The following is a 25,173-nucleotide window of genomic DNA, read 5'->3' as shown; positions in this document are numbered from 1 at the left end:
AAAGTTACCAGAAGGAGTTTTAGCATGGATAAAGAGATTATGAAAGGCAGTATTGATATTTTGCTTCTATCCCTCTTGTCAAAAAAAGATATGTATGGCTATGAAATGGTTAAAACGTTAAAAGAAAATAGCAACGACATTTACACAATGAGCGAAGGAACACTCTATCCAGCTTTAAAACGCTTAGAAAAACACGAATGGATCCAATCCTACTGGGAAAATTCCGAATTAGGTGGAAGAAGAAAGTATTATCGAATTGCGGACAGCGGCAAAAAAGAACTGAGCAGAAAACTTGGCGAATGGAGAAAAGTGAATGATTTAATAAAAGTAACTTCGGAGGGATTAGCATGGATAAAAACATGGAAGCCTATATAAACCAGATTGTAACAAAATTAGATTGTAATGACGAAGAAAAGAAAGAAATAAGAGATGAAATAGCGGATCACTTATTTATGTTAAAAAAAGAATATCTTGAACAAGGCTATACAGAAGATGAAGCGATCCAACACGCATTAAAAAGCTTTGGTGATATAAAGAAAATCCAAACTGGATATAATAGTTCCTTATCTCCTTATGCAAAATTACTAAAACTAAGCAGTTGGTTTTTATTTTCTATATTCTCTTTAATCGTACTTTGGAGATTAATCATAGAACGGGTATTATTTATCCTTGTAAATTATAAAAACGGCATTAGTTTCCATTATAATTGGTATTTCAGCTCTCCTACGCCAAACTACTTTGATTTACAAACATGGAAAGCAAATGCCAATATCATGCCCTTCCGAAATATTCTTCAATATATCGTTGATAGAGATCATTATAATCTAAATATAATAATAGATAACCTTTTGGGAAACATTCTAATTTTTGTGCCATTAGGATTCTTCCTTCCCCTTTTGTTTAAAAAATACAAAAAATTCTCGAAAGTATGTCTCAGCAGCATCCTGATAAGCTTCTTCCTTGAGTTTCTGCAAATTGCCCTGCATATTGGCCAATTTGATATTGATGATATTATTTTAAATACAATAGGGGCTGTAATAGGGTATTTTGCAATAAGCATACTTATCAAAATTGCTATTTTAGCAAAAAAGTTGGCATCAAAAAGAATATTAAACGAATAATTCTACCTCTCTCTTATTTTGTGAACAATTTATGACAGCTGCTGAATGGTGATTTATATCACATTGTTCGATAAAGATGCACTGTATGCTGATTGTATCACTGTAAGAATTAAGAGGGGGAAAGAAGAATGTTTTGTTATCAATGTGAACAGACGCCAAAGGGCGGATGTAAGATAATCGGCGTTTGTGGAAAAGATGAAACGATCGCTAGTTTGCAAGATACGATTATTTTTGCACTAAAAGGGATCGCTGCGTATCGTACCCATGCTGCTCAACTAGGGGCGACAGATGCTTTCGTGGATGCGACTACACATGAGGCATTATATATGACACTGACTAATTCCAATTTCAATGTCCAGGAACATATTAATATGGCCATGAAAGTTGGCCAATCAGCGGTTCGTGTAATGGAAATGCTTGATGAAGCCCATACCAACCGATTAGGTATTCCACAGCCTATTCGCGTTTCGCAAAATAAAATAGAAGGCAAATGCATTATCGTAACAGGTCATAATTTATTTGCATTGGAAGAATTATTAAAGCAAACAGAGGGCAAAGGAATCAATATTTATACTCATTCTGAAATGCTTCCAGCTCACGGTTATCCAGCACTAAAGAAATATGCTCATTTGAAAGGCAACATCGGAAAAGCATGGTATGACCAACGCCGTTTATTTGAAAAATTCCCTGGGGCAATTTTAGCCACAACCAATTGTGTTATGCCAATCAAAGGATCATATGCGGACAGAATGTTCTCGTATGAAGTAGCCGGGTTGGAAAATGTGCAAAAGATCGAAGATAATGATTTTTCCATACTTATCGACAGAGCATTAGAATTGCCAGAAGCAAATATTGAATCCGAGGAAACTTTATTAACCGGCTTCCATCATGAAACGGTGCTTGGCCTTGCTCCAGAAGTGATTGCTGCAGTAAAGACAGGGAAAATTAAACGCTTCTTTGTGATTGCAGGCTGCGATGCTCCTGGAAAAGGCGGAGAATATTATCGGGAGCTAGCAACTTCTCTTCCTCCAGAAACTGTAATTTTAACGACTTCATGCGGCAAGTTCCGCTTTAATGATGTAGATTATGGAATCGTTCCTGGTACCAATATTCCGAGATACATCGATTTAGGACAGTGCAACAACTCTGGCTCCACTATAAAAATTGCCAAGGCGTTGGCTGACGCATTTGAATGTTCTATTCATGAGCTGCCTATCAGTATTGTTCTTTCCTGGTTCGAACAAAAAGCGGTTGCTATTTTACTAGGATTATTTAGTTTAGGTATTCAAGATATTCGTATTGGGCCAAAACCGCCAGAATTTATCTCCGATGGAGTCATGCAAGTTCTGCAAGAAACTTTCAACTTAAAATTAATTGGTACGGCACAAGAAGATTTGCAAGAAATGCTTCAGTAAAAAATGGTGAGATGCTCACTGTTTTTTATTGAAATAATCGATCAAGCAATTTGTCCGGATGTATGATGATATCACCTTCATGAGTACGGATTAATTGCTCTTTTTTTAGCTTTGTAAATGTTCTGCTGACCGTTTCTCTTGTTGTTCCAATCATATTGGCTAGATCCTTATTCGTGAACTCTCCGGTTAAAAGAACAAACCCGTCATCTAATTTTTTCCCATGTATTTTACTTAACCGTATCAGCAGTTTGATGACTTGCTCATACGTATTATTTAATATTTGTTCTCCTAATCGTTCTTGTAGATCCACTATTTTTTCTCCAAGCACATTAAATACTTTGATACAGAGTTCAGGATGTTCCATTACTATTTTTTCAAATGCTTTGATTGGAATAACAATCAATAAGGCATCTTCCTGCACTTTTGCAAAAGCAGGGTAGCCTCCTTTTCGGAAAAAACCTACATGGGGAAACATTTCTCCTTTTGTTAAAATCCCAACAAGCTGTTCTTTGCCACTTAAATCAGCTCTATAAATCTTCACTTTTCCATCAAAAATAAAATACACATTCTCAAGCGGTTCATCCTGCTGAAATACGTGGCTGCCTTTTTTAAATGTTCGACAAATCCCTATTTCAACAACCCTTGACAATTCATGATGGGTAAGCTGTTGAAAAAGAGAAAACTCTGATAATAGATTCCTAATATCCTGGCTATTCATTTCGCACCTCTATGATACTTTTCTTTATTTCTATCTATTTTACCAAAAGAAAAAAAGAGGGCAATTATAACTTAAAAATTCAAATATTTCTCCCAACAAATAACCATTTCCGTACCTATAACGGGTATAATAAGCAAGCGGCTATATAGTGCTAATTCCTTTCCTTTTTCCATTGGACCTTTTATTGATTCACCCAGCTTTCCACAATCTCATCCATCTGTATCCACGCTTATAGAAAACAAACAAGATAGTAAGAACTATAATAATGATCAGTGCCACGATAGAGGAGCGAAGCAGCAAAAGTCCAAATAAAATGCTTAAGAAAATAGCGATTCCTTTCATTAATCCGCTTGTAAATAATTTAACTGCTGCAAGTATGCCAATGAGAGCGTTAGAGATAAAAAATGCATTTGCCAGAGCCACAAGGTTTTCCACTGTAACAAGATGAAGCAGCACGAGGATGCTAACGGTTAAATGAATCATAATGAGCAGCAGTATAGCAGCAATTGGTACACCAGTTTTTGATTTTTTTGTTAAAATATGAAGTGACGGCACCGACTGGGAAAGTGACGATATTAGCCGTGAGACACTCCCTGCAATCATCAAATACGTTGTTAAGCAAAGCCCTACAGCTACAATTGTCAATAAACTAATGGACAATCCTCCAAACAGTGGATACAAAACGCCTGTTAATTGAATCGAAAATTGGCTACTTGAAAAATCCGTCCACTGTACAGCTGCAGCAATGAGCATATTGACGATCGTAATGACAGAAGCACTTAAGAAAATAGCTTTGCGGATCGTTCTTTTTGGATTTTTCACTTCTGCTGAATAGTTCCCAATGATTTCCCATCCGACAATAATCCAAAAAAGCAGCAATAGGCTATGTTCAAACGAGGGTGCATGAAAATTCTCGAACACGAATTCACTTCGATGATGGAACAGCAGCGAAAACACACTCCCACTTGTTAAAATCACAACTGCTATAGATGAAATAATTAGTGAGAGATTCCCAAGAAAAGTTAATCGAAACAGCAGCGTCAGTCCACTTACTACTAAAAGAACAATTGCAATCCACTCTGCCTTAATGGCTGAATCAAATAACCATATACGCAAATACTCAGCAGCTGTCATCATAACGGCAATCGGTCCCATAAATGCCGCGGTCATTAAAAAAATCGACGAAAGGATTTTCATTCGCTGTCCAAAAGCTTTTTCAATCGCATTGCCGATGCCAGATTCCCCTGGAAACATCAATGTCAATTCCCCACAAAGAAAGGCGAAAAATATGCCAATTATCGACATGAGCAGCCAGGCAAAAATCGCATAATTCCCAGAAGTATGATAAATAATAGGCGGCAGTAATATAATTCCCGATCCTAAAAGAGGTCCGATGATTAATCCACTTAATGTAAGGGAGCCAATTTTTCTTTGGTTCATATGCTTTCCTCATTTCTTTAGTCGTTTGCAGTATTAGAAAAACACGCGTATTTATTTCTTACTCCCTATTGTATTCACTGTTCATCCTTCAGTAAAATAGATATATATGATAGATGATATCGGTTTTTCCGATAATCGGAGGGATTAGGATGGAAATACGTCATTTACAAACGTTCAAATCAATCGTAGAAGCAGGAGGATTTGCAAAGGCAGCACTTCATCTTGGATATGCACAATCTACAATCACAGCTCATATGCAAGCATTGGAATATGAGTTAGAAGGTCCACTATTTGATCGGCTTGGCAAAAGCATTGCCTTAACGGAGCTCGGTAAGTCCTTTCTTCCTTATGCTAATGAAATGCTGCGCTTGCATAAAGGAGCAAAGGAGCTTCATCAGTCTTCTGTTACAAAAAAAGGAAAAATCACAATTGGTGCATCAGAATCTCTAACCGTTTATCGTTTGCCTGCCATTATTCAATCTTATAAAGAAAAGTTTCCAAATGTGCATTTATCTGTTCGAGTGGGAACATGTGAGGAAATTCAGCATTTAGTCGAAATTGGCGATCTAGATATTGCCCTGCTGCTTAATTTAGATTTTAACAAGCCCCCAGTCCTCGAAATGGAAAAAATGACAGATGAGCATATGAGTATTATTTTTTCCCCAAATCATCTTCAGCCTGATTCCATTCTCTATTCGGAAGAAAACTGTCCTTATCGTTCCTTGTTGGATAGATTTATTGCAGAGGAAAAGATGTCTCCAACCAAATTTCATGAATTTTGGAGCATTGAAGCGATAAAGCAGTGTGTTCAATGTGGATTAGGCATGGCGCTTGTTCCAGAAATTACGATCCAAAATGAAGTAAAGGAAGGCAAGCTGGCAGCTAAACGCCTTGATGAAAAGCATGGCAAGGTTGCAACCTTTCTTTTTTACCATAAAAGCAGATGGGTCTCTCCTATTGTCCATTATTTTATCGAAGAGGCAAAACAGTATTTCGTAGCCGAAAAACAAAAAGCACTAACAGGTGATTTATAGATTATAATTATCAAAATATTTATTATAACTCCCTAAAACAATAAAGTGAACCTTCCATCAGTGGGGGTTTTACTGCCCGTTAAGTGTGGGATAAACTCCTTATTCAATAAGTGCTTCGTTAATACATCCGTAAGTGCATTATTTATATTTGTAAAATACGAAAGCCTCTGGAAAATTTTCCAGAGGTTTTTTTGGTGAGTATTTAATACATGTCATGATTTGCTATCTAAAATGACAGTACTATATGGCTGAAGATATACTTTATATTTCACATTATTCCAAACATTGGTTGTAAAATATATATGGTTATATGATTGATCATTATCGGAAAGAGTTAATTGTTTTTCATCACTCGTTAAATTATGGATAACCAGTATCGTTTTGTTTTCTAATATCCTTTTAAAAACCATTAATCAAGCATCACGATAATCGGTGTTTTGAATTTCCCCTTTCACAAGGATATCACTTGAACGTCTTGCATGAATCAATTTTTTATAATGGTTATAAAGAGAATTTTCATCCTTTTTTTGTGCTTCTAGCGCAGTTTTTTTTCGGTTGGTATTATATTTATTTGGTATCCATTTACTTTGTCCCCATTTATTCTCATCTATATTCCATACAAATGGTTCACGAACATTTTCGTCTGTTTTTTTCCTTCCATCCCTAATTCTTCCCCATAATAAATAAATGGATTTCCAGGCAGTGTGAGCAAGATGCTTGCTGCCATTTTTGCGTGATTTTGATTTCCATCCAATTGACTTATTACTCGATCCATATCATGGTTGGTTGTAAAAGTTGAGTCCCTGTATTTTCCGTGGGATAGCTAGTAATAACTGTCTCTCACCTTTTCTAAATCACGGGGAATTCCTGCATCTTGTTCGTTTTTTACTGTCGAGATGATGCTATTAGATAAATCAAAATTAAATCCAGAGGTTAAAGCATTATTTAAAAACGGTCCTATTACGTTAGAGTTGTCCTCTACTTCTCCCACAATATATTGACGCATCAAGACGGTCATTTGGCCGCGATGGTGATTGATATGTTTGATTAGAAGGGACAGGGTTGCTGCTTTCGGCATGTTTCTTCCAAATACATTTGTCATCTCGCTAAAGGATTGATCTGTCCATTGCTGTTTTACTGCTTCATTTGTGTCAGCAGCTACCTTGCAAAAAGCATCCGCCATTTCTTTCGCCGAGGAAGGAACAGTATCAGCATTTTTCACTGTATCCACCGTCATGCCAAATTCAGTAAGCCATTTTCAACAAAAATGACAAAATAATCTTGCTTGTATTAAGTGAAATTATACCATTTGCAGTGCTAGGAAACCAAAATACTAGTATAGAATCATGTTTTTGAAACAATCATTTCCTTTCTTTCCACAACAATGTTACAGTTAGATAGAAACTTAAAAGATAAGTAGGTGACAAATATGATAGAAGTAAAAACTTCTCCACTAAGTGATGGAGAATTTAATAGAGGCGTTTTCGCTACTCAAGATATAAAAAAAGGGGAGCTTATACATGCAGCACCTGTTATTCCCTACCCTAACGACCAACATAAATATATTGAAAAAACGTTACTAGAAGATTACGTTTTTGAATATGGGATAAATCATACTGCGATCCTTCTTGGCTACGGAATGCTATTTAACCATTCCTATAAACCGAATGCAACATATGATATCAATTTTGACAATCACACCTTTGACTTTTATGCATTTACTGATATAAAAGCGGGAGATGAGATTCTCATCAACTATAATGGCGATGTCGATGACAATGAACCGCTTTGGTTTAATAAAGACAAAGAAGAATAAAGAAAAGCTGGCTTAAAAACTCTTAAATGACTTTTTAAGCCAGCTTTTTATCCCATTCTTAACGGGCAGTAAGCCCCCACCTCAAGAAGCAGAGAAATCGAGGAATCTAGGTGTTGAAACTCGCCCGTAAAGGTCCGATAAGTTCAACTAACCATCAGTGGGGAATGAAGAAAACCCCCACTGATGGAAGGTTCACTTTATCTCTTCCCTGCATAATAACAATCATTGCACACTTGATAGTTAAACCGTGCCGGAAGAGACAATCCACAAACTCTGCAAACCTTTTGTCGACTCGGTATGCCTGCTTTTAAGTGTTCATGGATTTTGCTGCTTATCTCTTCTCTTACTCTTTCCCAATAAAGAGCTTCGGTTCTTTTCCCTAATTTATATAGAAATAATAGATGAACGCCTACTGATTTATAGGTCAATTCCATCTCTTCCAGACTTGATTCCTTTATGAAGGGCTCGGGCAGTTCTAGATTTTCTACAATTGCTTCCATATTTGCTTTCCATTGTGCCCGTAATGCAGGTTCACTTGTGGCAAAAGGAAGGCGTAAAAAACCAAATAAATCGTTTACCGATAATCGTGCCTCTACAATTGTATCTTCAATCATTTCATACAAAATTCTTTCTTCTGATAGGGTAGCTTTTTTTGTACCCTCAGGACTTTTAAAGCGATCCCATAGGTAAAAAAACAGCCTTAAGTTATTCGCATATTTTTGAAATCTTTCTAAAACAGCAGAGGTAGGAGCTATCGCAAAGCCTGTTAGTTCTTCATCCTTTCGTTCGAGCAGCTGTTCCATTTTTTTCGGATCACTTGTGAAAGCAACTCTGCCGACATCATACAAACCGCGACGCCCCGCACGACCAGCAATTTGTTTTACTTCTTGAGAAGTCAGCAATCTTCTCCTCGTCCCGTCAAATTTATCATTTTCCAAAAATACAATTCGCCTAATCGGCAAATTCAACCCCATTCCAATCGCATCTGTGGACACAATGACGGATGTCTCCCCATCTAAAAATCGCTGCATCTGCTTTTTCCTTGTTTCTGGCGGCATGCTTCCATAAATTAAGCTTACTTGGCGACCCGTTCTTTGCAACTCCGATGCCGTTTCGAGCACTCTTCTTCTCGAAAAACAAACAAGAGCATCTCCTTTTCTTGTTTGATTTATCCGAAATAACGGGGATTCCACTTCTAAAGGAGTCTCCCTTCTATATTCATGGACCTCGACATAAGACTCTCCTAGCAGCTGCAGAATCATCGATTTTGCATGGAAACTGCAGATAATATGCACTTCTTTTGCATTTGCTTTTGTAATGGCTCGAAACCAGGCGAAGCCTCTATCCTTATCTGCGATCATTTGCGATTCATCGATGACAATTACTTCATAAAAATCCTTTTCATGAAACATTTCCACCGTACATGACAGATGGTTTGCACCCATTGTCAGCTTTTCTTCTTCCCCCGTTTTTAAGGAACAGCGTACATTCTCTTCATTTAATTTTTCATAAATTTCAAGTGCCAACAATCGCAAAGGAGCTAAATACAGACCACTTTCTGCCTCCTTCATCCGTTGTATAGCTTGATACGTTTTTCCTGTATTAGTTTCGCCTACATGAAGGACATAACGGATATTCCGGCCAGATGAAGGGTTATATTCTCTTCCGAAAATATCCTCAAGCATTCGTGCTTCTTCCTCTTTGCGCCGCCTTCTTTCTTCCTTGTCTTCTATTTCTTTTTGTATTCTTGTTGTCCGATCATTTTCATACATTTCTTTATGTATTTTTTGATCAAAAGGAATATCAAGCAGCTTGATAAGATCCGCTACATTTTCTTCCAGAAGCTCCTCAAAAAATTCCAGGCTGATATCTTCAAAAAGATCCATTCCAACTTCCAGCAGATAAGAATCTGGCAGTGATTGTTGAAAAACCTCATAATAGTCATCCTTTAGATGGGAAGGCAATGTTTGTTTTAGCCAATTCGGTCCAAAATCATATAAACTTTGCAGAAGGAAATGTTCATATGCTTCCACTGCATCCTCCAAAAAATGAAATTTATTATATGGCAGCTCCGTTTCATTGTATAAATAATCATCAAATGTTAGCTCATTTGATGATAGAATCATTCCTTTTCTTTCTATTTCTATAGCCAAATGGCTTCCTACTAAATAACGAACATAAAGGTATAATTCCTCATAATGCTTCCCTAAATTTTTTTCGATATAGTATTGAAACTTTCTATCTAATTTCGTGCGAACCTCTTTTTTCTTCTCCTGTACTTCCCTTTCTAAATACGCTTCTCTAGCATTTGTATACCTTGTTTCCCATACAGACAATTGATTCGCAAAAAGACTGTTTAACCATTCATGATAATCATATGGATTCATTTCTCTTATTTCATTTCGAAACAGTTTGTTTATTAATTTTTTTCTTTCGCCTTCTATACTCAATCCCTTCTCTGTTAGATAGCTTTTCTTCTCATCAAAAGTGGCGTGGCTTGCTGCTATATTCAGCCATGTATTTAACCAAATTTGGTTAATATACTCTTCTCTTTCTCGTAAATATTGTTCATAGGAAACGATTTGCTTCTTCCCTTGTAAATACCTGTCTATATCCTGCAAAATCATTTCTTTTGTACGTTCTACTGCTTGATGATAATAAACGGCTAATATATCGCTCATGAAAAAACCCCTACTTTTTAAAGTTCAACTTATTTATATAGTGTCTTTTATTTCTTCTAATTCATGTATAAGTTATTCTAACTTGATTTATAACCTGCGAAAAATAATTCTATGCACTATCGTTCTTTCGAATCTTCATCATAGTATTCGCATTTTGTTGAAACTCATAGGGAACACGTATTTCTTCCACTTGAAGCCCTTTGATTTGCAGTTTTTTCACCATCTCGTCCAAATGCTCATACCGATTTCCAATGAGATCAACAAGCGGAAAAATCCTAATTTCTTCTTTTGCCACCCTTATTAATTCCTCCATCACCTCCATATGAAACGCTATGTCTAGACGATCTCCATATGTAAATAAAAAGTGTGCAGATAAAATGATATCAAATTGTTCATTTTCAAACGGCAAAGATGGCAGTGTTACTGGAATATACCGTTCCGAATTCTGTTTCATATCTACTGTACAATCGATGAGCGCGCGTTCCCGATGCTGGGCTAAATCCTCTACATTTTGAAAATAATCAAATACATACTGTTTTTTTGCTTTTTCAACACTTTCCATCGCATGCTTAAGATCTTTTTCTCCTTTGTTAGCAAGTTCTTCGTTCGAGTGATAATAAGCGATGTCACAAGCTGTTACGTCCAATCCCTTTTGCCGGCTAATAGCAGTAAAAGAGCATGCACCTGCTGGACAATCCAAAATCTTTTTCCCTTCCAATTCCTCTATCGACAGCGAAAACATGGCCATGTATTCTTCAAATGTCCGTCCAATAAACACGATCCGTTCCAAATCCAAGCCTGCTTTATTCATATATACGCATCTCCCTACACAATTTATTATATGAAAAATAAAAAAGGGCTCCTCATCCTAAAAAGGACGAGAAACCCGTGGTGCCACCTTTGTTCGTTTATTACAAATAAACGCACTTACTGTACAGGAACAACCTATAATTGTCCGATACATTGTCTCTTATATCGATGAGACTTTTCGCCATTACCTACTAATCGTTCAGTTTGGCTACTCCGAAGCCCATTCAACAAAATTCCCACTCTGATTCCCACCAACCATCAGCTCTCTAAAGTGTTCCTAATGTCTACTCCTCTTCATCATTGCAGATTTTATGGAAACATCAAGCAGTGATATTTCATTTTTTGATTTTTCTCATTTTAATACTGATTTGGATGCCTGTCAAATATTTCACATTCTTCCTTGTTCTACAATAAGTTATTCCAGTAATTTCTTTTCATTTCTTTATAAAGTAAACTTCCATCAGTGGAGGTTTTTCCTCATCTCCCACTGATCGAAAGCTTGAGTTCCACAGGATGTGGATCACACAAACGTTGCCACAAGAAGGGGCGATCTTAGTTTGTGTACCTCTCACTCGGATCTTTACGGGCGAGTTTCAATACCTAGCTTCCTCGATTTCTCGGCATCTTAAGGTGGGGGTCTTACTGCCCGTTAAGAGCGGGATAAAAGTTTACCTTTTTTCAAAGTGTTGCTCCACAAAAAAACTACTAAATAGGAAGAACTGCATTGTTTTTGTACAACACAGTTCTCAGAGTAAAAACAAAGTTTACAATAGATACTTTTTTAGGTGCATTCAGCTGCTAAAAATCTACCTTTTCCAAATACAATCCACATGCATCAGCCATACCGCCTGTTTGGTTTCGTTCTTTTGCTTCTAAAATCCCAGGGATTTGGTTGGCATCTATTCGTCCTAATCCGACTTCTATCAATGTGCCTACTATTTTTCTTACCATATTATAAAGAAATCCATCTCCCCGGACTCTAATTTGCAGAAAACCTGCTTCTTGTTCGATATGAAGAGCATATATCTCACGTTCCATTGACTTTTTCTTCGATTTCGCATTAGAAAAAGCAGTAAAATCATGCTTTCCAATAAAATGTTTACATGCTTGTTTCATTTTTTCGATATCCAGCTTTTTTTCTATATGCATACTATACTTGCGCATAAAAGGATTCGTATATTCCTCATTCCAAATCTTATACAAATATGTTTTATCCTTTGCATTGTATCTTGCATGAAAACGATCAGCTGCTAATACAACATCTAAAATGCTAATATCCTGAGGCAAATATCGATTCAAATAATTTTTGACATCCGTTTCTGTAAAGGTCTTGCTGATTTTAAAATTGGCAATTTGGCTGATCGCATGAACACCTGCATCCGTTCTGCTGCATCCAATAATTTCGACCTTTTCGCCTGCCATTTCCGTTAACACATTTTCTATTTTTCCTTGTATAGAGCTGTCGCCACTCCCTAGTCGCTGCCAGCCTTTATAGCGCCCGCCGTCGTACTGAATGATTAGTTTGTAATTGTTCATATATTCTCCTTGGTTAGCATTCTTTTCCTAAAAAAGAGTGTACCTTTCTTTCGTGAATTGTACAACTTTTTTGAAGAGAAACATAAAGAATATACAACCTTCTAATAGATGATTGTTTTTATTAAACATAGCAATAATTGCCGATTTCATGTAATAAATGAAGAAAATAGATGGATAATAAGAAAAAAAGGGATTGGTAGTGTCATGGATTTTTTTCATAGTCAAGAATCACTTTCTTCTATTCAATGGATTTTAAGGGGAATTGTATCATTCTTTTTTTTAGTCTTTGTTACGAAAATAATGGGTCAGCGATCCATTTCACAGTTAAGATTACTCGATTTTATTGTTTCATTAGTCATTGGAAATGTCATTGCCCATCCATTGTCTGATGAACAACTAGGATTAAAAGGATCGATGATAACCATTACAGTAATCATCATTCTTTATTTGATTGGTGTATTTTCCACTTTAAAGTGGCATTGGCTGCGCAGCTTTTTTGATAAACCGCCATTTTCCATCATTGAAAATGGACAAATTCATTATAAAAATCTTGTTAGAGCAAGGATTTCGATTGATATTTTATTATCTGAATTACGCAAAAATAAAATTAAAGATGTTCAAAATGTTGCCCTTGCGTTATGGGAGCCGGATGGAACGATTTCATTTTTCTTATCCCCTCCCTATCAAACAGCAACACCAGATGACATGCAATTAAATACAAAACCATTTACATTTCCAAGAACCATTATCCAAGATGGAAAAGTGGATAAAAAGCAGATAGAACAGATAGGCAGAAATGAAGACTGGCTAAAAAACAAGTTAAAAACTAGCAGCTATTCGAATATAAATGAAATTCTATTAGCAACTATTGATGAGGAGGATAATTTGAAAATCTTTTTGTATAAATAAGTTTGCACTAAGTTAATTATCGTAAGATTGCTTAAATTTAGAAACGAAAAAAGATAGCAATAAAAACTTCACATTTTATTGCTATCCCATATTTTCCACATAGTATTCTCAAAAGAGAAGCCCATTTATTTTACTATTTCTCCCTTATCTCCGGTTTTTAATCCAGCTGCGTTAGCCTCGTCTGTATCAATGTGCATATCTAAAGCATAACTGTCTTTCACTCGAATTAATACCTGATGGAAAATTAGTTCTCTTTCCCCACTTACTTTCACACGAACATATTGTCCATCCTCCACATTAAAAGTTTCAGCATCTTTTGTCGTCATATGGATGTGACGCTCTGCAATGATGACACCTTTTTCAATCGTCAACTCACCCTTGGGGCCAATAATGGTTATTCCGGGCGTGCCATCAATATTTCCAGAAGAACGTATTGGGGCATTGATCTTTAAGTGAAAAGCATCTGTTTTTGAAATTTCAATTTGAGTCGCTTTTCTTATCGGTCCAAGAATTCGCACGTTAGCTATCTCCGATTTTTCTGTTTTTATCGTCACCGTTTCTTCTGCCGCAAATTCACCAGGTTGCGATAACTCCTTTTTGCTAGTTAATTCATAGCCTTCACCGAACAACTTTTCTAAATCCTCTTTTGTTAAATGAATATGTCTGTTCGATACTCCAATAGGGATTTGCATCATTTTTAGAACTCCTTTTTTATGTTTTGTATGTTACTTTTCCCCCAATGGATGATGCTTAATCATTCAATTTTTTTACTCGTAAGATGATTCAGTTGAACTGCTGCTGTTTCATTAAAATTAAGTCAGATTCCAGTTTACAAAGTTTATTTGAATATGTACAAAATAATATGTGTTTATACCAAGGCAGCATCCAATCGATGTACCTTGGCAGAAATTCTTAACCTCCAAAGAACTTTCTGAATTTTTCTAATTCCTCCTTACTATACTTTTTCGTTTTGTCAAAATACGGATTATCATCCAATGAATTTTTTGGATCTAGATTTGTATTCACTGAAAAGACTGGCTGTTCATTGCCTTCTGCAATAACTCGATCATTTAAACGGTCGAAGTCTGGCATATTGGAATCTTTGTTATTTTCCATTGTTTACACCTCCTATTAAATAGGGTAAACTTTTGGTTTTATTTTATGTACACTAAAAAAGTCTCATTCATAGAATGAAGGTTTTTAATTAGTAAAGAACGATTAGGTTTTTATCTATCTTCACTTCCTGCTGTTTCATATTCAGCAGCTGTCTCCATGGCATTTTTCACTAAATAATAATCTACAATTGCCAGCATTGCCTTGCCTCCATAAATCATTGCCCGCTCGTCGAAATCAAATTTAGGGTGATGGTGGGGAAAAACAGCATTTATTGATTCATTACCAGCTCCTGTAAAAAACAGCATGCCTGGTTTCTTTTCCAGATAATTTGCAAAATCTTCACTAACTAATAGGGCAGGCGCCTCTTCTAGTTGCAATTCTGGCAAAGATGCTTTAATGGTACTGGAAAATACATCTGTTTCTTCCGGATGATTATAAACACCAGATACTCCATGGTAATAATCAAATTCGTAATCAGCTTGGGAACTTAAGCATATTCCTTTAATCGCATCATGCATAGCAGCTTCTACTAATTGCTGCACTTCTTTTTCATACGTTCTTACCGTTCCTTTTAACACTGCTGAATCTGCGATTACATTCGCAGCGCCGCCAGCATGAATGGATCCAATGGAAAGGACAGCAGTTTTTTGAGGGTGAACTCTTCGACTAACAATATATTGAAGCTGATTGATCAACTGACCGGCAACAGCAATAGAATCAATCGTATCGTGTGGAGATGAACCATGTCCACCTTTCCCTTTGATTTTAATTTGAAACCCATCCCCTGCAGCAGTGGTATATCCTTTTGTATAAGATATTGTTCCTGTAGGAATTAAACTCCATAAATGGTTGCCAAAGACAACATCTACTCCTTCCAAACAATTATCTGCAATCATTTTCTTTGCTCCACCGCCGCCTTCTTCCGCATGTTGAAAGAGCAGAACTACATTCCCAGCTAATTGTTCCCTATTTTCTTGCAATACTTTACTCACTGCTAAAAGAATGGCAGTATGTCCATCATGGCCACAGGCATGCATTACACCATCGATTTTGGATTTATATGGAACCTCTTTTTCGTCCTGAATAGGCAATGCATCAAAGTCAGCCCTTAATGCAATGGTTTTCCCAGGTTTTGCTCCTCTAATAATGCCGACTACTCCCATGCCGCCAACATTTGTCCTCCTTTCAATTCCATATCCAGATAAAATAGAAGCAATCATCTCAGAAGTCTTATATTCTTGGTTTGTTAGTTCAGGATATTGATGCATATGCCTGCGCCACTCAACCATTTTGTCAAACATTTCTTCTAACTGTTGATTCCAACTGTTTAGCATATACGCTTCCTCCTATGACAAATTTTAAGAAGTATGAATTATCTTCTTATTTCTCAGCAGCAATTTTCTGGTATTATTCAAGTCCAAACGGATCATTTCTGTATTTTCAGAATATTATATCTATAAAATAGTATACAAAAGATAGGCATTGAAAACAATTAAGCTCTTCCGAATCCCGAAATATTTTCTTTTTAATAGTTGCTGAAGAGACGAAATAAAGTAAACTTCCAACAGTGGGGGTGTTACTGCCCGTTAAGAGTCGGTTAAACTTGAAAACTTCAGGCTGATCCAAACGGTTGATATCGTTTTAAAAAAATCTTAACATTGGAAAATCTAACAAGAGTGAAGGCGATTTTTTTTAGATAGCATAAAAGGTGCGTCATCATAGACACACCTTTTTCCTAGCTTATCATCATTAAATTCTACTGTCGTTTTTTTGTTTTTTTATTATTTAACTTTTCAGCTGCAGTCAGCGGTTCATTTGCAAATTCATGATCATATTGATTGGACAAGTTCCCTTTTACCGCTTGTTTATCGCTAACGTTCTTTTTCGTTTTGCTCATTTCCAAGCACCTCCATCACGTATTTTACCTAATATGGATACTAAATATGTATGGATTTAGTATGGAGGCAAAACCTTGTGATGGGCAAAATAAAGCTGCCAGGAATTTAGCTAAACCCTAGAACAGGATGCGGCACATAAGGTTCTTCTAACAAGGTTATTTCTTCTTGAGTCAGCGTAATAGAAAGTGCTGAAACTGCATCTTCAAGATGAGACATTTTAGTAGAGCCAATGATTGGCGAGGTGACAGGCTCTTTTTGCAGCACCCAAGCAAGGGCAATCTGCGCACGAGAAACACCTCGTTTTTTCGCTATTTCAGCAACTCGTTTCACAACAAGCCGGTCAGCATCAACGGTTGATGCATACAATGTTTTCCCAAATTCATCGGTTTCCGAACGGGCAGTTGCTTCTGCCCACTCCCTCGTCAATTTTCCTCTTGCCAGTGGACTCCAAGGAATAACGCCAATACCTTCTTCTTGGCAAAGCGGCATCATCTCCCGTTCTTCTTCTCGGTACAAAAGATTTAAATGATTCTGCATAGAGACAAATCGTGTCCATCCTTTTTTCTCGGCAATATGCAGCGCCTTCAGAAACTGCCATGCGTACATAGATGAAGCACCGATATATCTCGCTTTTCCTGCCTTCACGACATCATGAAGTGCTTCCATTGTCTCTTCAATTGGTGTATGGTAATCCCAGCGATGGATTTGGTACAGGTCTACATAATCGGTTCCAAGTCGTCTAAGACTATTATCTATTTCACTCATTATTGCCTTGCGAGAAAGCCCAGCACCATTTGGACCTTGATGCATGCGGCCATGAACCTTTGTTGCTAAGACTATCTCCTCCCGATTCGCATAGTCCTTTAAAGCCCTCCCTACAATTTCTTCACTTGTACCATCTGAATAGACATTCGCTGTATCAAAAAAATTAATGCCAAATTCCAGCGCTTTTTTGATAATCGGGCGACTTTTTTCTTCATCCAAAACCCATTGGTGGCTTCCCCGCTCTGGTACACCAAAGCTCATACAGCCAAGACAAAGCCGCGATACATCCATACCAGTATTGCCAAGTTTCACATAGTCCATTTACTTTGCACCTGCTTTCTTGAGATTATATATAAAGTATATATAATTTTCCGAAAGATCACAAAATTCGGACTACTTTTTCCAAAACTCACTGCAAACAAAAATCCCCTTTTTGGAAAGGAGAACAAGGCATCAAACACATCATTGATGATCATAAATTTTTTCATTTTTATAAAATATTTAATAAAATAATCTTTATTACATATGAAATTTGTCACATTACGAATTAATGGAAGAATATCCTCCTTGAATGACAGACATCGAATAGTAAGCAACCGATATCTTATAATCTAGTCCACTATGATATAAGCGATCATTGGCCCATTATGATTAATGTCATGATGGGTGGTACAAATAAGTCTATAGACTCCTTCTTTCTTAAAGCGCAAATTTAAAACGGTTTCTTTGCCTTTTTTGACTGTACCTTTAATGTTAGTACCTTCAATATAAAATGGATGTTCTTTGCCGTTTACACCATATATGCTTAGTAAAACAGCTTCCCCCTTCGGTACATAAATCGTCCCAGGATCCCAGCGATATGCTTCTATTTCTTTTCCATCAACCATTGTAGATTTAAATTCGCCGGTGACCATATTGATGGTGATTTTTTTTGCTGTAGTTAAAGATCCTGTTGTCTCGATGGCTTCCGGCCTTCCCAGAAACCAGCCTCCTACAAAAAGGAGAATGCAAATGGCTAAAAATATAAACCATTTCTTTTCAATAAACACAATCCTCACGAAACTCCCCCCATATCTGCTTGTGTTCTTTAATATGTATGTAAAAAGAAGGGAGAAGTTGTCTATTATTTAATTTATTTATATAAATCATATAAAGCGAACTTTCATCAGTAGGGGTTTTCTTCCTTCCCCCACTGATGGAAGCCTGCGGTTCACAGGGAGTGGATTACACAAACGAAGACATAACGGACGTTACGATCTTAGAGCAGCTTTTCCCTTTTAATGACTGCTATCATTTGAATTCTTAGCTATTTCTGCTTCCTCGTTTTTTTTAGGGGAGACGTATATTGCGTTTATAGTTGCTCTGTGATAAGAAAAGCGCAAGCGCCCTTGCTCATCGACGGAAAAAGCTGGACTGAATCGAGTGATAAAGGAAACACGAAGAGCGCAAGCGTCGATGTTGACTACGCAAGCGAGGTGAGGGAAGCGTTGAAGTCGATAGGGCGCTTGCGCTAGACACCCGTCAGACTTCAGAAAACTTATACTTTCTTATCTTTTAAAAAAAATAAGCTGCGTGAGTTCAACTCATGCTGCTTAATCTCTCTAATTCGTTATTATCAACTTGAAATAGCTTCCTTACATAACTTTTGCTTATCCTTTACACTTTAAATCCAGATATCAGCGACTGTAATTCGTCTGCTAATTTTGATAAAGAAGCAGCAGAAATAGAAACTTCTTCAAAAGATGCTGTTTGTTCTTCTGTAGCAGCAGCTACACTTTCTGTATTTTCTAATGTTTCCTTGGAGCCAACGGTGATGATTTCCATTGACTGCTGTACTTCTTCTACTCCTGTAGTGATATGGTGAGTCGTAGCCGCAACCTCTTGAACCTGAGCAGCTACTAATTCAATGCTTTGTAAAATAGCTTTAATATGCTGGTTTGTTTCTCCCGTTAATTGAATGCCGGAGTCAACATTTCCTTTGACTATTTGCATATTATTTACAGTTTCGTTAGATTGACTTTGTATGGTAGTTATCAGTGTGTGAATATGCTGTGCAGATGTATTGGTTTCATCTGCTAATTTCCTCACTTCATCCGCAACCACAGCAAATCCTTTGCCATTTTCTCCAGCTCTAGCTGCTTCAATTGCAGCATTTAATGCTAACAAATTCGTTTGATTTGCTATTTCTGTAATAAAGGAAGATATTTTTTTAATTTCATCCGTACTTTGAACAAGGGACTGTAATACTTGTTCTGCGCGTCCTACTGAATCATGTATCGTTCCCATTTGTGATTGCATTTTCTCCACAGCAGCAGCACCATTTTCTGCTTTCCACTTAATATCTGTCGATGCATCTGCTACATTATTGGCATTTATCGAAACGGACTTTACATTTTGAAGAGAAATATTCACCGCATTCAAACTCTTTTGTGTCATTTCAGTTTGCAAACTATTATTTTCTGCTATCGATTGAATAGAATCAGCCACTTGCCCAGATGAAGTTTGTGCTTGCTCCATACTAGCAGATAACTCTTCTGATGATTGGGCTACTTTTATAGAAGTTTGCCCAATTTGTGTCATCATTTCTTGAAGTGTTTCTACAAAGGTATTAAAAGAATAAACTAATTCTCCAAACTCATTTTTCCCTTTTACCTTTACTCTTTTTGTTAAATCCCCTTCACCATTCGAAATAGCATTCATTTGTTTGTTCAATTGATTTAATGGTGTAAGGATAGATTTTAAAAGCAATATTCCTAATGTAATACCTATTACGACAGAAAGGATGACAGCAGTATATAAAATAGTTCGTGTCCTATCTGCATGTTGTTGATATTCCCTGTCTATTTCCTCTACACGTTTATCTATATTGGTTACTAACTGATTAACAGAAGGATCAAGCACCTCTTTACGCAATGATCGAAGCTCTTGAAAATGCAGATTCTCTGCTGCTGCTTGATCTTGATTATATAAAGTGGAAACTTGATCGCTCATTTCTATAAAGCTATTAAAGCTTGCAGCTAAATTGTTGCTATCCTTTTGATAGTTGTGATAAATAGGTAATCTTTCCATCTTTTTTATCGTATTATTGATATCTTCCGTTTTTTCTTTCATTTCATTTGTATACTGATTATCTCACGTTAGCAGGAAGGCTCGTTCATCATTGGAAATGCCTGTAATTCGATATTGAATATAGGTTGCCAGCCGCTGCATTTCCTTTGTATTTTTTAATGTCTCGCTTTGTTTAAGAGATGAATGTATAAGATTATTAGCGTAGCCGCCTATTCCTATCATTGATATAGTAAAAATAGAACAAATTATAACCAATTGTAATTTTACTTTCATCCTTTGCCCCCGCTGTAAAATGATTTAAGCAGTCTCATTCTATTGTTGAATGAACATGCTCACCTCCTATATTATCGGATGCAATTATCTATCTTACAGCGGGAATTTTTGTTTATAAAAAAATTCCATTGCTTTTTATGTTAAAAACCATCATTATTTTAACGAATCCATATTTCATTGCCCTCTTTAACAGGAATACTAACATAAAGGGTCTTTGTTTTTCTGTTGTAAAAGATTGTGTTGGTTTTCCCTTTTGTTTCTGCCACAGAACGAACTTCTTGATATTTTCGAGATTCAGCTTGAATACTTGATGGTTTTTCTGCATTATTTATTTTCAATGTATATTGTTTTAATGAAGAATCTTTGTAGTATTGAACTATTTAGTTTTTTTGTAAAACCGCAAGATATCGCTCCCAACCATTGCAAATCCCGTCAAACTGACATTCATATCTTGAAAAAAAAGAAGCTCTCAAGAACTCTCAACTACTCCTGTTATCTCCCGTTCAAGTGGCAGTTGCATAACGCGGGGTTCCTGTAAATGAAGCACTTGTCAAAATAAATGGACGAATAGTAAGTTTAAGCATTTTAAAAGCCTCATTTTTTTTCTTTAAACCCCTTTATAATCCTCCTATATATATTTATATAATTTTTTCAAACTATTAAAGTATGGAAGTATCGTAGCGTAGCTTTCTCTGTTACAACCCATTTTTCATAATTTTTCAGACAAGAATTGACTGTTCCAAAGAATAATTAACAGGAAGCTGCTCCAAAATTCTCCAAAAACTTTATACTTCATTTTTCGTCTCGTCCCTTTACATTCCATATATTCCCACTTGAAATCTCGTTCTATTCGGATTAAGCCGCTAAAAAATGACTCCTTCAGGGATTCTTAAAGAATCATTTGAGTATTTTTTCTGTTTCCATTTTATTCATTTCTAAAAAAGATAGATATGAATAAGTGCCAAAACTCCAAATACTAAAGCAAATATCATATGCATCTTTTTGGACTTGATATTCTTTTTAGTTTTTTGTTTACAGTGATGGTACCACCCCAGCAATGCTAATATGACTAATGAAATAAAAGCAGCAATTCCACTATAAAAATTAAGCGTAGTATCTTCCACCGTAAAACCTTTGTTTGTATTTACATTAGTAATCAGAAAGAAATAAAAACCATGTGTAAAAGTAATAAATAATGTAAGTAACCCTAAGGAGATATGATGCTTACGTATGACCATATATAATTGTCGAATCCATTCTTTTAACAAGCTTCCCCTATTTTTTATATAAACTATTGCTTTCCTAAGCAGCCATAGAACACCTGTAGCTATTCCGATTATTTCTGCCAAAGTACCTGCTTGTTTGTTTATGCTTTCTCCATCTCGTCCTAAAAGTAAAGGACTACTTCCTATTTTTAATGTGGTATATAATGCTAGTCCACCAAATATAAGTGATGATATCCAGGCTACCCATATCAACACATTAATCCCTTTCATTACTAGCACGATTTGCTTTTTGTCCATCTTTGCACCTCCATTTTATGCAATTACTCACTTTATTTGCATATTATAAAAAATTCAATTTTTTTCTGGAGCTAACATTTACAAATTCTCGTATCATAAGTAATTATAAATCCCAATATTTAAAATTTCATTAATGACCCCATAGAAAATAATTTTTGTAGTTTTTATCTTCTATTCTTTATCAATTGGTGAAGTAATATTATCTTTATATTTATCAATATAAAGATTTCCATTAGCAGCCATTACAGCATACATAACCTCGCTTACGTTTACTTTTCTTTTGTTTAACTGCATTTCCAACCAATCTTGCGAGATGTTGTTTTGTTCTAAGTTTTGACTCACCATTTCTCCATCCATAATAAGCTCTATTGGAAGTTTTTCTTGGGAAGTTTCATGAAGCATTAAATCTTGTCTTGTAGCATATCTATAAGGAGATTTTTTTAACACTGTTAATGTTCCATTCGTTTCAATAATTGCATAAAGTACTTCTTCCATATTAAATACATCTTTTTCTCTTAATTGTTGATTCAAATAATCTAGCGTATAACGCATTTTCCTCATATTACTTTCTAATATCATCCCATTCTGTATTACTATTGTTGGGTCACCTGCAAAAAACTTCCGTGCTTTTCTACTTTTCATTGAAATAAAAGCAGTAAATAAACTAATAATAACAAAAATACTATATGCCAAAATAATATGATGAATTTTTACGGATGTATTAAAAGCTAAGTTTGCTGCAATTGCTCCCATTGAAATAGAGGCTATAAAATCAAATATGGTCATTTGGGAAATAGTTTGCTTACCTAAGATTCGAGATCCAATTAGTAGAAGACTAAAAGCAATAATTGATCTAATAATAACCTCATAATGTTCAGGCATACTCTCTTCCTTTCTATTTTGAAATGTACAGTATATACTTTGCTTATTGTCTTCCTCTGATTCAAAACTAAAGGAATTTTTTAAATTCTCTACAAAATAACATTACTCCTTTTTCCCAGAAAAAAACCCTTCACCGCAGCTAGGGGAAAAATGCCATATTAGTGTTTAATTCTGAAAAAAATAATGAATAAAGACATACTATTTATTATATAATTTCATATCAACAGGTTTTGGAGGGGATTAAAATGTTAAATGAACAAGTCCAAAAACTATTAAATAATTTAATTGGTGTTGAAAATTTATCATCTACCTTATATTTATCAATGTCTGCTTCCATGTCTACAAAAAATTATGTTTGTATGGCGAATTGGTTAAGAGTCCAAGCTGAAGAAGAAAGGACTCATCTGCTAAAGTTAATTGATTACGTTACAGATAGAGGAGGAACTGTTGAAATTCAGGCTTTGCCTAATCAGCTAACTGATTATGGTTCACCTTTAGAAACGTTTGAAAAAGTTCTTAATCACGAAAAATATGTCACGGATGCTTATAGGAAGGCCTATGACTATACATCAAAGCTAGACCAACAAACAGCCATTCTTATGCAAGAATTTTTAAAAGAACAAGTAGATGAAGAAGCTCAATCCCAAACAGTAGTAGATCGATTAACTATTGCTGACAATAATCCATCCGCTATTTTATTATTAGATCAAGAACTTGGAAAAAGAGCACTGCCAACAGCTCCTCCAGCAGGATAATACTTTCTTTCAGAACAATATGCCTTCAAAGATTTTTAAATGCAATAAAAACAGGTCTTAAATAATCAGACACTAGAAATTCATATATATGCTTGAAATTCCAATAATATATTACAATTCATACTATGATTTATGTTGTTCCCTGAAAATTAACTATCCCCTCACGAATCCCCTTCCTCAATCATTTAAACTCCATACTTAAGTGAACTATAAATGTCTGATTCATAATTAAAAAATTAAAAGACAATTTTTTATGTAGACATACTCCTTCCTTGTTTATGCAGCATAAAATATGAAAATTCTTAAATGAAGGGAGTTGGTTTAATGTACACAATTACCACTGGAATGAATAGTGGCGTTATTTATTATGGATTTCCACATCCAATGTACGGCGCGTGGAGCATGACTTATCACGGTCCACACCCACACCATTATCATATAGGAGGAACCCAATACAATATTCAACCAAGTCCACAGGATATACCTCAATCCTACCCATATTTGGGTCCATTTATCCCTTTACGTTGAACGATAACCTGTCTAAAAGTGTAATGACAGCTTCTTCAACTAACTCTTAAAATGGCTTTTTATTTCCTTTTTTTGCGTTGATTATATTTTTATCTAATGCCAATGTACTCACCACCTCTTTTTTCTAACCTTTAGGCATTACCTATCACGAAAACGTTTCAAAAAACAAAATAATTATTTTAAAATAATTAAATAGTAAAGTAAACCTTTCCACCTCCTTATTTTTTACTGGTTATTTTAATCAGCTAATTCAAAAAATAACATTGACAATTCCGAGTATTTCAATTAGAATAAAAAAATAATATAAATACTATTAAAAATCTCTTATCCAGAGAGGTGGAGGGACTGGCCCGATGAAACCTCAGCAACCACAAATTTTTATTTTGTATGGTGCTAATTCCAACAAAGCTTAGCTTTGAACGATAAGAAGAGGCACCTTTTTTATACAAAAAAATCCTCTTCTTAGGAAGAGGATTTTTGTATACGAAAGGGGAACTTTTTATGAAATTTAGAAAGACAAACTTGAAGGTAAATGATTATTTAGATTTATATCTTTATGCGGGAAGCATTGGTGATACCTCTTGGCAGCTTGACATTATCGAAAAACTTAAAAATACCGATAACGAAATGGAACTGCAAAACGAATCTTTATCCATTAATAACCTTTGGGAAAAATATAATAACATTAATAAAGAGATTCTTACTACGTATCACCAATTACGAGATCAATCTTCAAATAAAGATTTACATGAAAAAATTTGGGATCTAAAGCAGCAGCGTATTTCTTTAAGCCGCCAGATTCGTTTAGCAAAAAAATTAGCCTAATCAGATGCATAGTTTTCAAAAGCTAATGGTATAAATAAATTACATGAACTGAACATAGA

The 25,173-nt window shown here is 35.6% G+C and carries 27 protein-coding genes, 1 pseudogene, 1 riboswitch and 1 other annotated feature; of the genes and pseudogenes, 9 read left to right on the top strand and 19 right to left on the bottom strand.

Annotated elements, in window-relative coordinates; genetic code table 11:
* Nucleotides 1-24 precede the first annotated feature (24 nt).
* From ACTYBU_RS16150 to hcp, 3 genes are all read left to right on the top strand, one after another.
* On the top strand, nt 25-375 hold the full coding sequence (locus ACTYBU_RS16150) for a PadR family transcriptional regulator (RefSeq protein WP_445491305.1): 351 nt from the start codon (nt 25-27) through the stop codon (nt 373-375).
* The gene (locus ACTYBU_RS16145; RefSeq protein WP_445491304.1) at nt 348-1,121 is read left to right on the top strand and encodes a VanZ family protein; all 774 of its coding nucleotides are present in this window, start codon (nt 348-350) and stop codon (nt 1,119-1,121) included. Before ACTYBU_RS16150 ends, ACTYBU_RS16145 begins: the two co-directional genes overlap by 28 nt.
* A gap of 128 nt (nt 1,122-1,249) precedes the next feature.
* A complete protein-coding gene (hcp, locus tag ACTYBU_RS16140) occupies nt 1,250-2,536 on the top strand; it encodes a hydroxylamine reductase (protein WP_445491303.1) in 1,287 nt (428 codons plus the stop codon).
* Nucleotides 2,537-2,561: 25 nt separating this feature from the next.
* Here the strand turns inward: hcp and ACTYBU_RS16135 are convergent, their stop codons facing one another.
* Nucleotides 2,562-3,254 carry a Crp/Fnr family transcriptional regulator gene (locus ACTYBU_RS16135; protein WP_445491302.1) on the bottom strand — a complete coding sequence of 231 codons (693 nt, stop codon included), beginning with the start codon at nt 3,252-3,254 and terminating at the stop codon, nt 2,562-2,564.
* A gap of 189 nt (nt 3,255-3,443) precedes the next feature.
* The gene (locus tag ACTYBU_RS16130; protein WP_445491301.1) at nt 3,444-4,694 is read right to left on the bottom strand and encodes an APC family permease; all 1,251 of its coding nucleotides are present in this window, start codon (nt 4,692-4,694) and stop codon (nt 3,444-3,446) included.
* A gap of 149 nt (nt 4,695-4,843) precedes the next feature.
* On the opposite strand from ACTYBU_RS16130, the gene ACTYBU_RS16125 reads away from it, so the two are divergent.
* On the top strand, nt 4,844-5,728 hold the full coding sequence (locus ACTYBU_RS16125; protein WP_445491300.1) for a LysR family transcriptional regulator: 885 nt from the start codon (nt 4,844-4,846) through the stop codon (nt 5,726-5,728).
* A 212-nt stretch (nt 5,729-5,940) separates the two neighbouring features.
* On the opposite strand, the gene ACTYBU_RS16120 is transcribed toward ACTYBU_RS16125, so the two are convergent.
* The 3 genes and pseudogenes from ACTYBU_RS16120 to ACTYBU_RS16110 all read right to left on the bottom strand — a co-directional run bounded on the left by ACTYBU_RS16120 (nt 5,941) and on the right by ACTYBU_RS16110 (nt 6,965).
* Nucleotides 5,941-6,138 carry a hypothetical protein gene (locus ACTYBU_RS16120; RefSeq protein ID WP_445491298.1) on the bottom strand — a complete coding sequence of 66 codons (198 nt, stop codon included), beginning with the start codon at nt 6,136-6,138 and terminating at the stop codon, nt 5,941-5,943.
* Between the two features lie 3 nt (nt 6,139-6,141).
* Nucleotides 6,142-6,503 (bottom strand): annotated as a pseudogene (locus tag ACTYBU_RS16115) (alpha-amylase family glycosyl hydrolase).
* A gap of 48 nt (nt 6,504-6,551) precedes the next feature.
* Complete coding sequence (locus ACTYBU_RS16110) at nt 6,552-6,965, bottom strand: DinB family protein (protein ID WP_445491296.1); 414 nt, start codon at nt 6,963-6,965, stop codon at nt 6,552-6,554.
* Between the two features lie 192 nt (nt 6,966-7,157).
* On the opposite strand from ACTYBU_RS16110, the gene ACTYBU_RS16105 reads away from it, so the two are divergent.
* On the top strand, nt 7,158-7,544 hold the full coding sequence (locus ACTYBU_RS16105) for an SET domain-containing protein (RefSeq protein ID WP_445491294.1): 387 nt from the start codon (nt 7,158-7,160) through the stop codon (nt 7,542-7,544).
* Nucleotides 7,545-7,741: 197 nt separating this feature from the next.
* Here ACTYBU_RS16105 and ACTYBU_RS16100 read toward each other — a convergent pair whose 3' ends face one another.
* The 3 genes from ACTYBU_RS16100 to truA form a co-directional block, all read right to left on the bottom strand.
* Entirely contained in the window at nt 7,742-10,225 is a 2,484-nt protein-coding gene (locus tag ACTYBU_RS16100) for a helicase-related protein (protein ID WP_445491293.1), read from the bottom strand.
* 109 nt (nt 10,226-10,334) lie between these two features.
* Nucleotides 10,335-11,036, bottom strand: coding sequence for an SAM-dependent methyltransferase (locus tag ACTYBU_RS16095; protein ID WP_445491292.1), 702 nt, complete (start codon nt 11,034-11,036; stop codon nt 10,335-10,337).
* Between the two features lie 59 nt (nt 11,037-11,095).
* Nucleotides 11,096-11,345: a binding site (T-box leader), on the bottom strand.
* 488 nt (nt 11,346-11,833) lie between these two features.
* Nucleotides 11,834-12,571 (bottom strand): tRNA pseudouridine(38-40) synthase TruA, encoded by a 738-nt coding sequence (gene truA / locus ACTYBU_RS16090; protein ID WP_445491291.1) that lies wholly within the window; start codon nt 12,569-12,571, stop codon nt 11,834-11,836.
* A 204-nt stretch (nt 12,572-12,775) separates the two neighbouring features.
* Between truA and ACTYBU_RS16085 the strand changes: the two genes are divergently transcribed.
* Nucleotides 12,776-13,480 (top strand): DUF421 domain-containing protein, encoded by a 705-nt coding sequence (locus tag ACTYBU_RS16085; RefSeq protein WP_445491436.1) that lies wholly within the window; start codon nt 12,776-12,778, stop codon nt 13,478-13,480.
* Nucleotides 13,481-13,605: 125 nt separating this feature from the next.
* Here the strand turns inward: ACTYBU_RS16085 and pduL are convergent, their stop codons facing one another.
* From pduL to ACTYBU_RS16030, 11 genes are all read right to left on the bottom strand, one after another.
* Complete coding sequence (gene pduL / locus ACTYBU_RS16080; RefSeq protein ID WP_445491289.1) at nt 13,606-14,175, bottom strand: phosphate propanoyltransferase; 570 nt, start codon at nt 14,173-14,175, stop codon at nt 13,606-13,608.
* A 217-nt stretch (nt 14,176-14,392) separates the two neighbouring features.
* Nucleotides 14,393-14,596 (bottom strand): hypothetical protein, encoded by a 204-nt coding sequence (locus tag ACTYBU_RS16075; protein ID WP_445491287.1) that lies wholly within the window; start codon nt 14,594-14,596, stop codon nt 14,393-14,395.
* Between the two features lie 110 nt (nt 14,597-14,706).
* Nucleotides 14,707-15,930 (bottom strand): M20 metallopeptidase family protein, encoded by a 1,224-nt coding sequence (locus ACTYBU_RS16070; RefSeq protein ID WP_445491285.1) that lies wholly within the window; start codon nt 15,928-15,930, stop codon nt 14,707-14,709.
* Between the two features lie 422 nt (nt 15,931-16,352).
* Entirely contained in the window at nt 16,353-16,493 is a 141-nt protein-coding gene (gene sspO, locus ACTYBU_RS16065) for a small acid-soluble spore protein O (RefSeq protein ID WP_445491283.1), read from the bottom strand.
* Between the two features lie 106 nt (nt 16,494-16,599).
* Complete coding sequence (locus tag ACTYBU_RS16060; RefSeq protein ID WP_445491281.1) at nt 16,600-17,580, bottom strand: aldo/keto reductase; 981 nt, start codon at nt 17,578-17,580, stop codon at nt 16,600-16,602.
* A 290-nt stretch (nt 17,581-17,870) separates the two neighbouring features.
* Entirely contained in the window at nt 17,871-18,317 is a 447-nt protein-coding gene (locus ACTYBU_RS16055; RefSeq protein ID WP_445491279.1) for a cupredoxin domain-containing protein, read from the bottom strand.
* A gap of 598 nt (nt 18,318-18,915) precedes the next feature.
* Nucleotides 18,916-20,328: a methyl-accepting chemotaxis protein gene (locus ACTYBU_RS16050; protein WP_445491278.1), complete on the bottom strand. Its 1,413-nt coding sequence runs from the start codon at nt 20,326-20,328 to the stop codon at nt 18,916-18,918.
* Nucleotides 20,329-20,391: 63 nt separating this feature from the next.
* A complete protein-coding gene (locus tag ACTYBU_RS16045) occupies nt 20,392-20,601 on the bottom strand; it encodes a hypothetical protein (protein WP_445491276.1) in 210 nt (69 codons plus the stop codon).
* Nucleotides 20,602-20,759: 158 nt separating this feature from the next.
* Complete coding sequence (locus ACTYBU_RS16040; protein ID WP_445491275.1) at nt 20,760-20,939, bottom strand: hypothetical protein; 180 nt, start codon at nt 20,937-20,939, stop codon at nt 20,760-20,762.
* Nucleotides 20,940-21,536: 597 nt separating this feature from the next.
* Entirely contained in the window at nt 21,537-22,124 is a 588-nt protein-coding gene (locus ACTYBU_RS16035) for a hypothetical protein (protein ID WP_445491274.1), read from the bottom strand.
* A 171-nt stretch (nt 22,125-22,295) separates the two neighbouring features.
* A complete protein-coding gene (locus ACTYBU_RS16030; RefSeq protein ID WP_445491272.1) occupies nt 22,296-23,006 on the bottom strand; it encodes a DUF421 domain-containing protein in 711 nt (236 codons plus the stop codon).
* Between the two features lie 245 nt (nt 23,007-23,251).
* Here ACTYBU_RS16030 and ACTYBU_RS16025 point away from each other — a divergent pair, with 245 nt between their 5' ends.
* The 3 genes from ACTYBU_RS16025 (at nt 23,252) to ACTYBU_RS16015 (ending at nt 25,114) form a co-directional block, all read left to right on the top strand.
* The gene (locus ACTYBU_RS16025; protein ID WP_445491270.1) at nt 23,252-23,761 is read left to right on the top strand and encodes a ferritin; all 510 of its coding nucleotides are present in this window, start codon (nt 23,252-23,254) and stop codon (nt 23,759-23,761) included.
* Nucleotides 23,762-24,085: 324 nt separating this feature from the next.
* Complete coding sequence (locus ACTYBU_RS16020) at nt 24,086-24,289, top strand: hypothetical protein (RefSeq protein WP_445491269.1); 204 nt, start codon at nt 24,086-24,088, stop codon at nt 24,287-24,289.
* A 321-nt stretch (nt 24,290-24,610) separates the two neighbouring features.
* Nucleotides 24,611-24,718, top strand: a riboswitch (SAM riboswitch).
* A gap of 72 nt (nt 24,719-24,790) precedes the next feature.
* Nucleotides 24,791-25,114 (top strand): hypothetical protein, encoded by a 324-nt coding sequence (locus ACTYBU_RS16015; RefSeq protein WP_445491268.1) that lies wholly within the window; start codon nt 24,791-24,793, stop codon nt 25,112-25,114.
* Nucleotides 25,115-25,173 lie beyond the last annotated feature (59 nt).

This window comes from Niallia sp. 03133 (genome assembly GCF_052663225.1).
The sequence above is the reverse complement of the archived record's forward strand: the minus strand, read 5'-3'. Positions and strand labels throughout refer to the sequence as shown.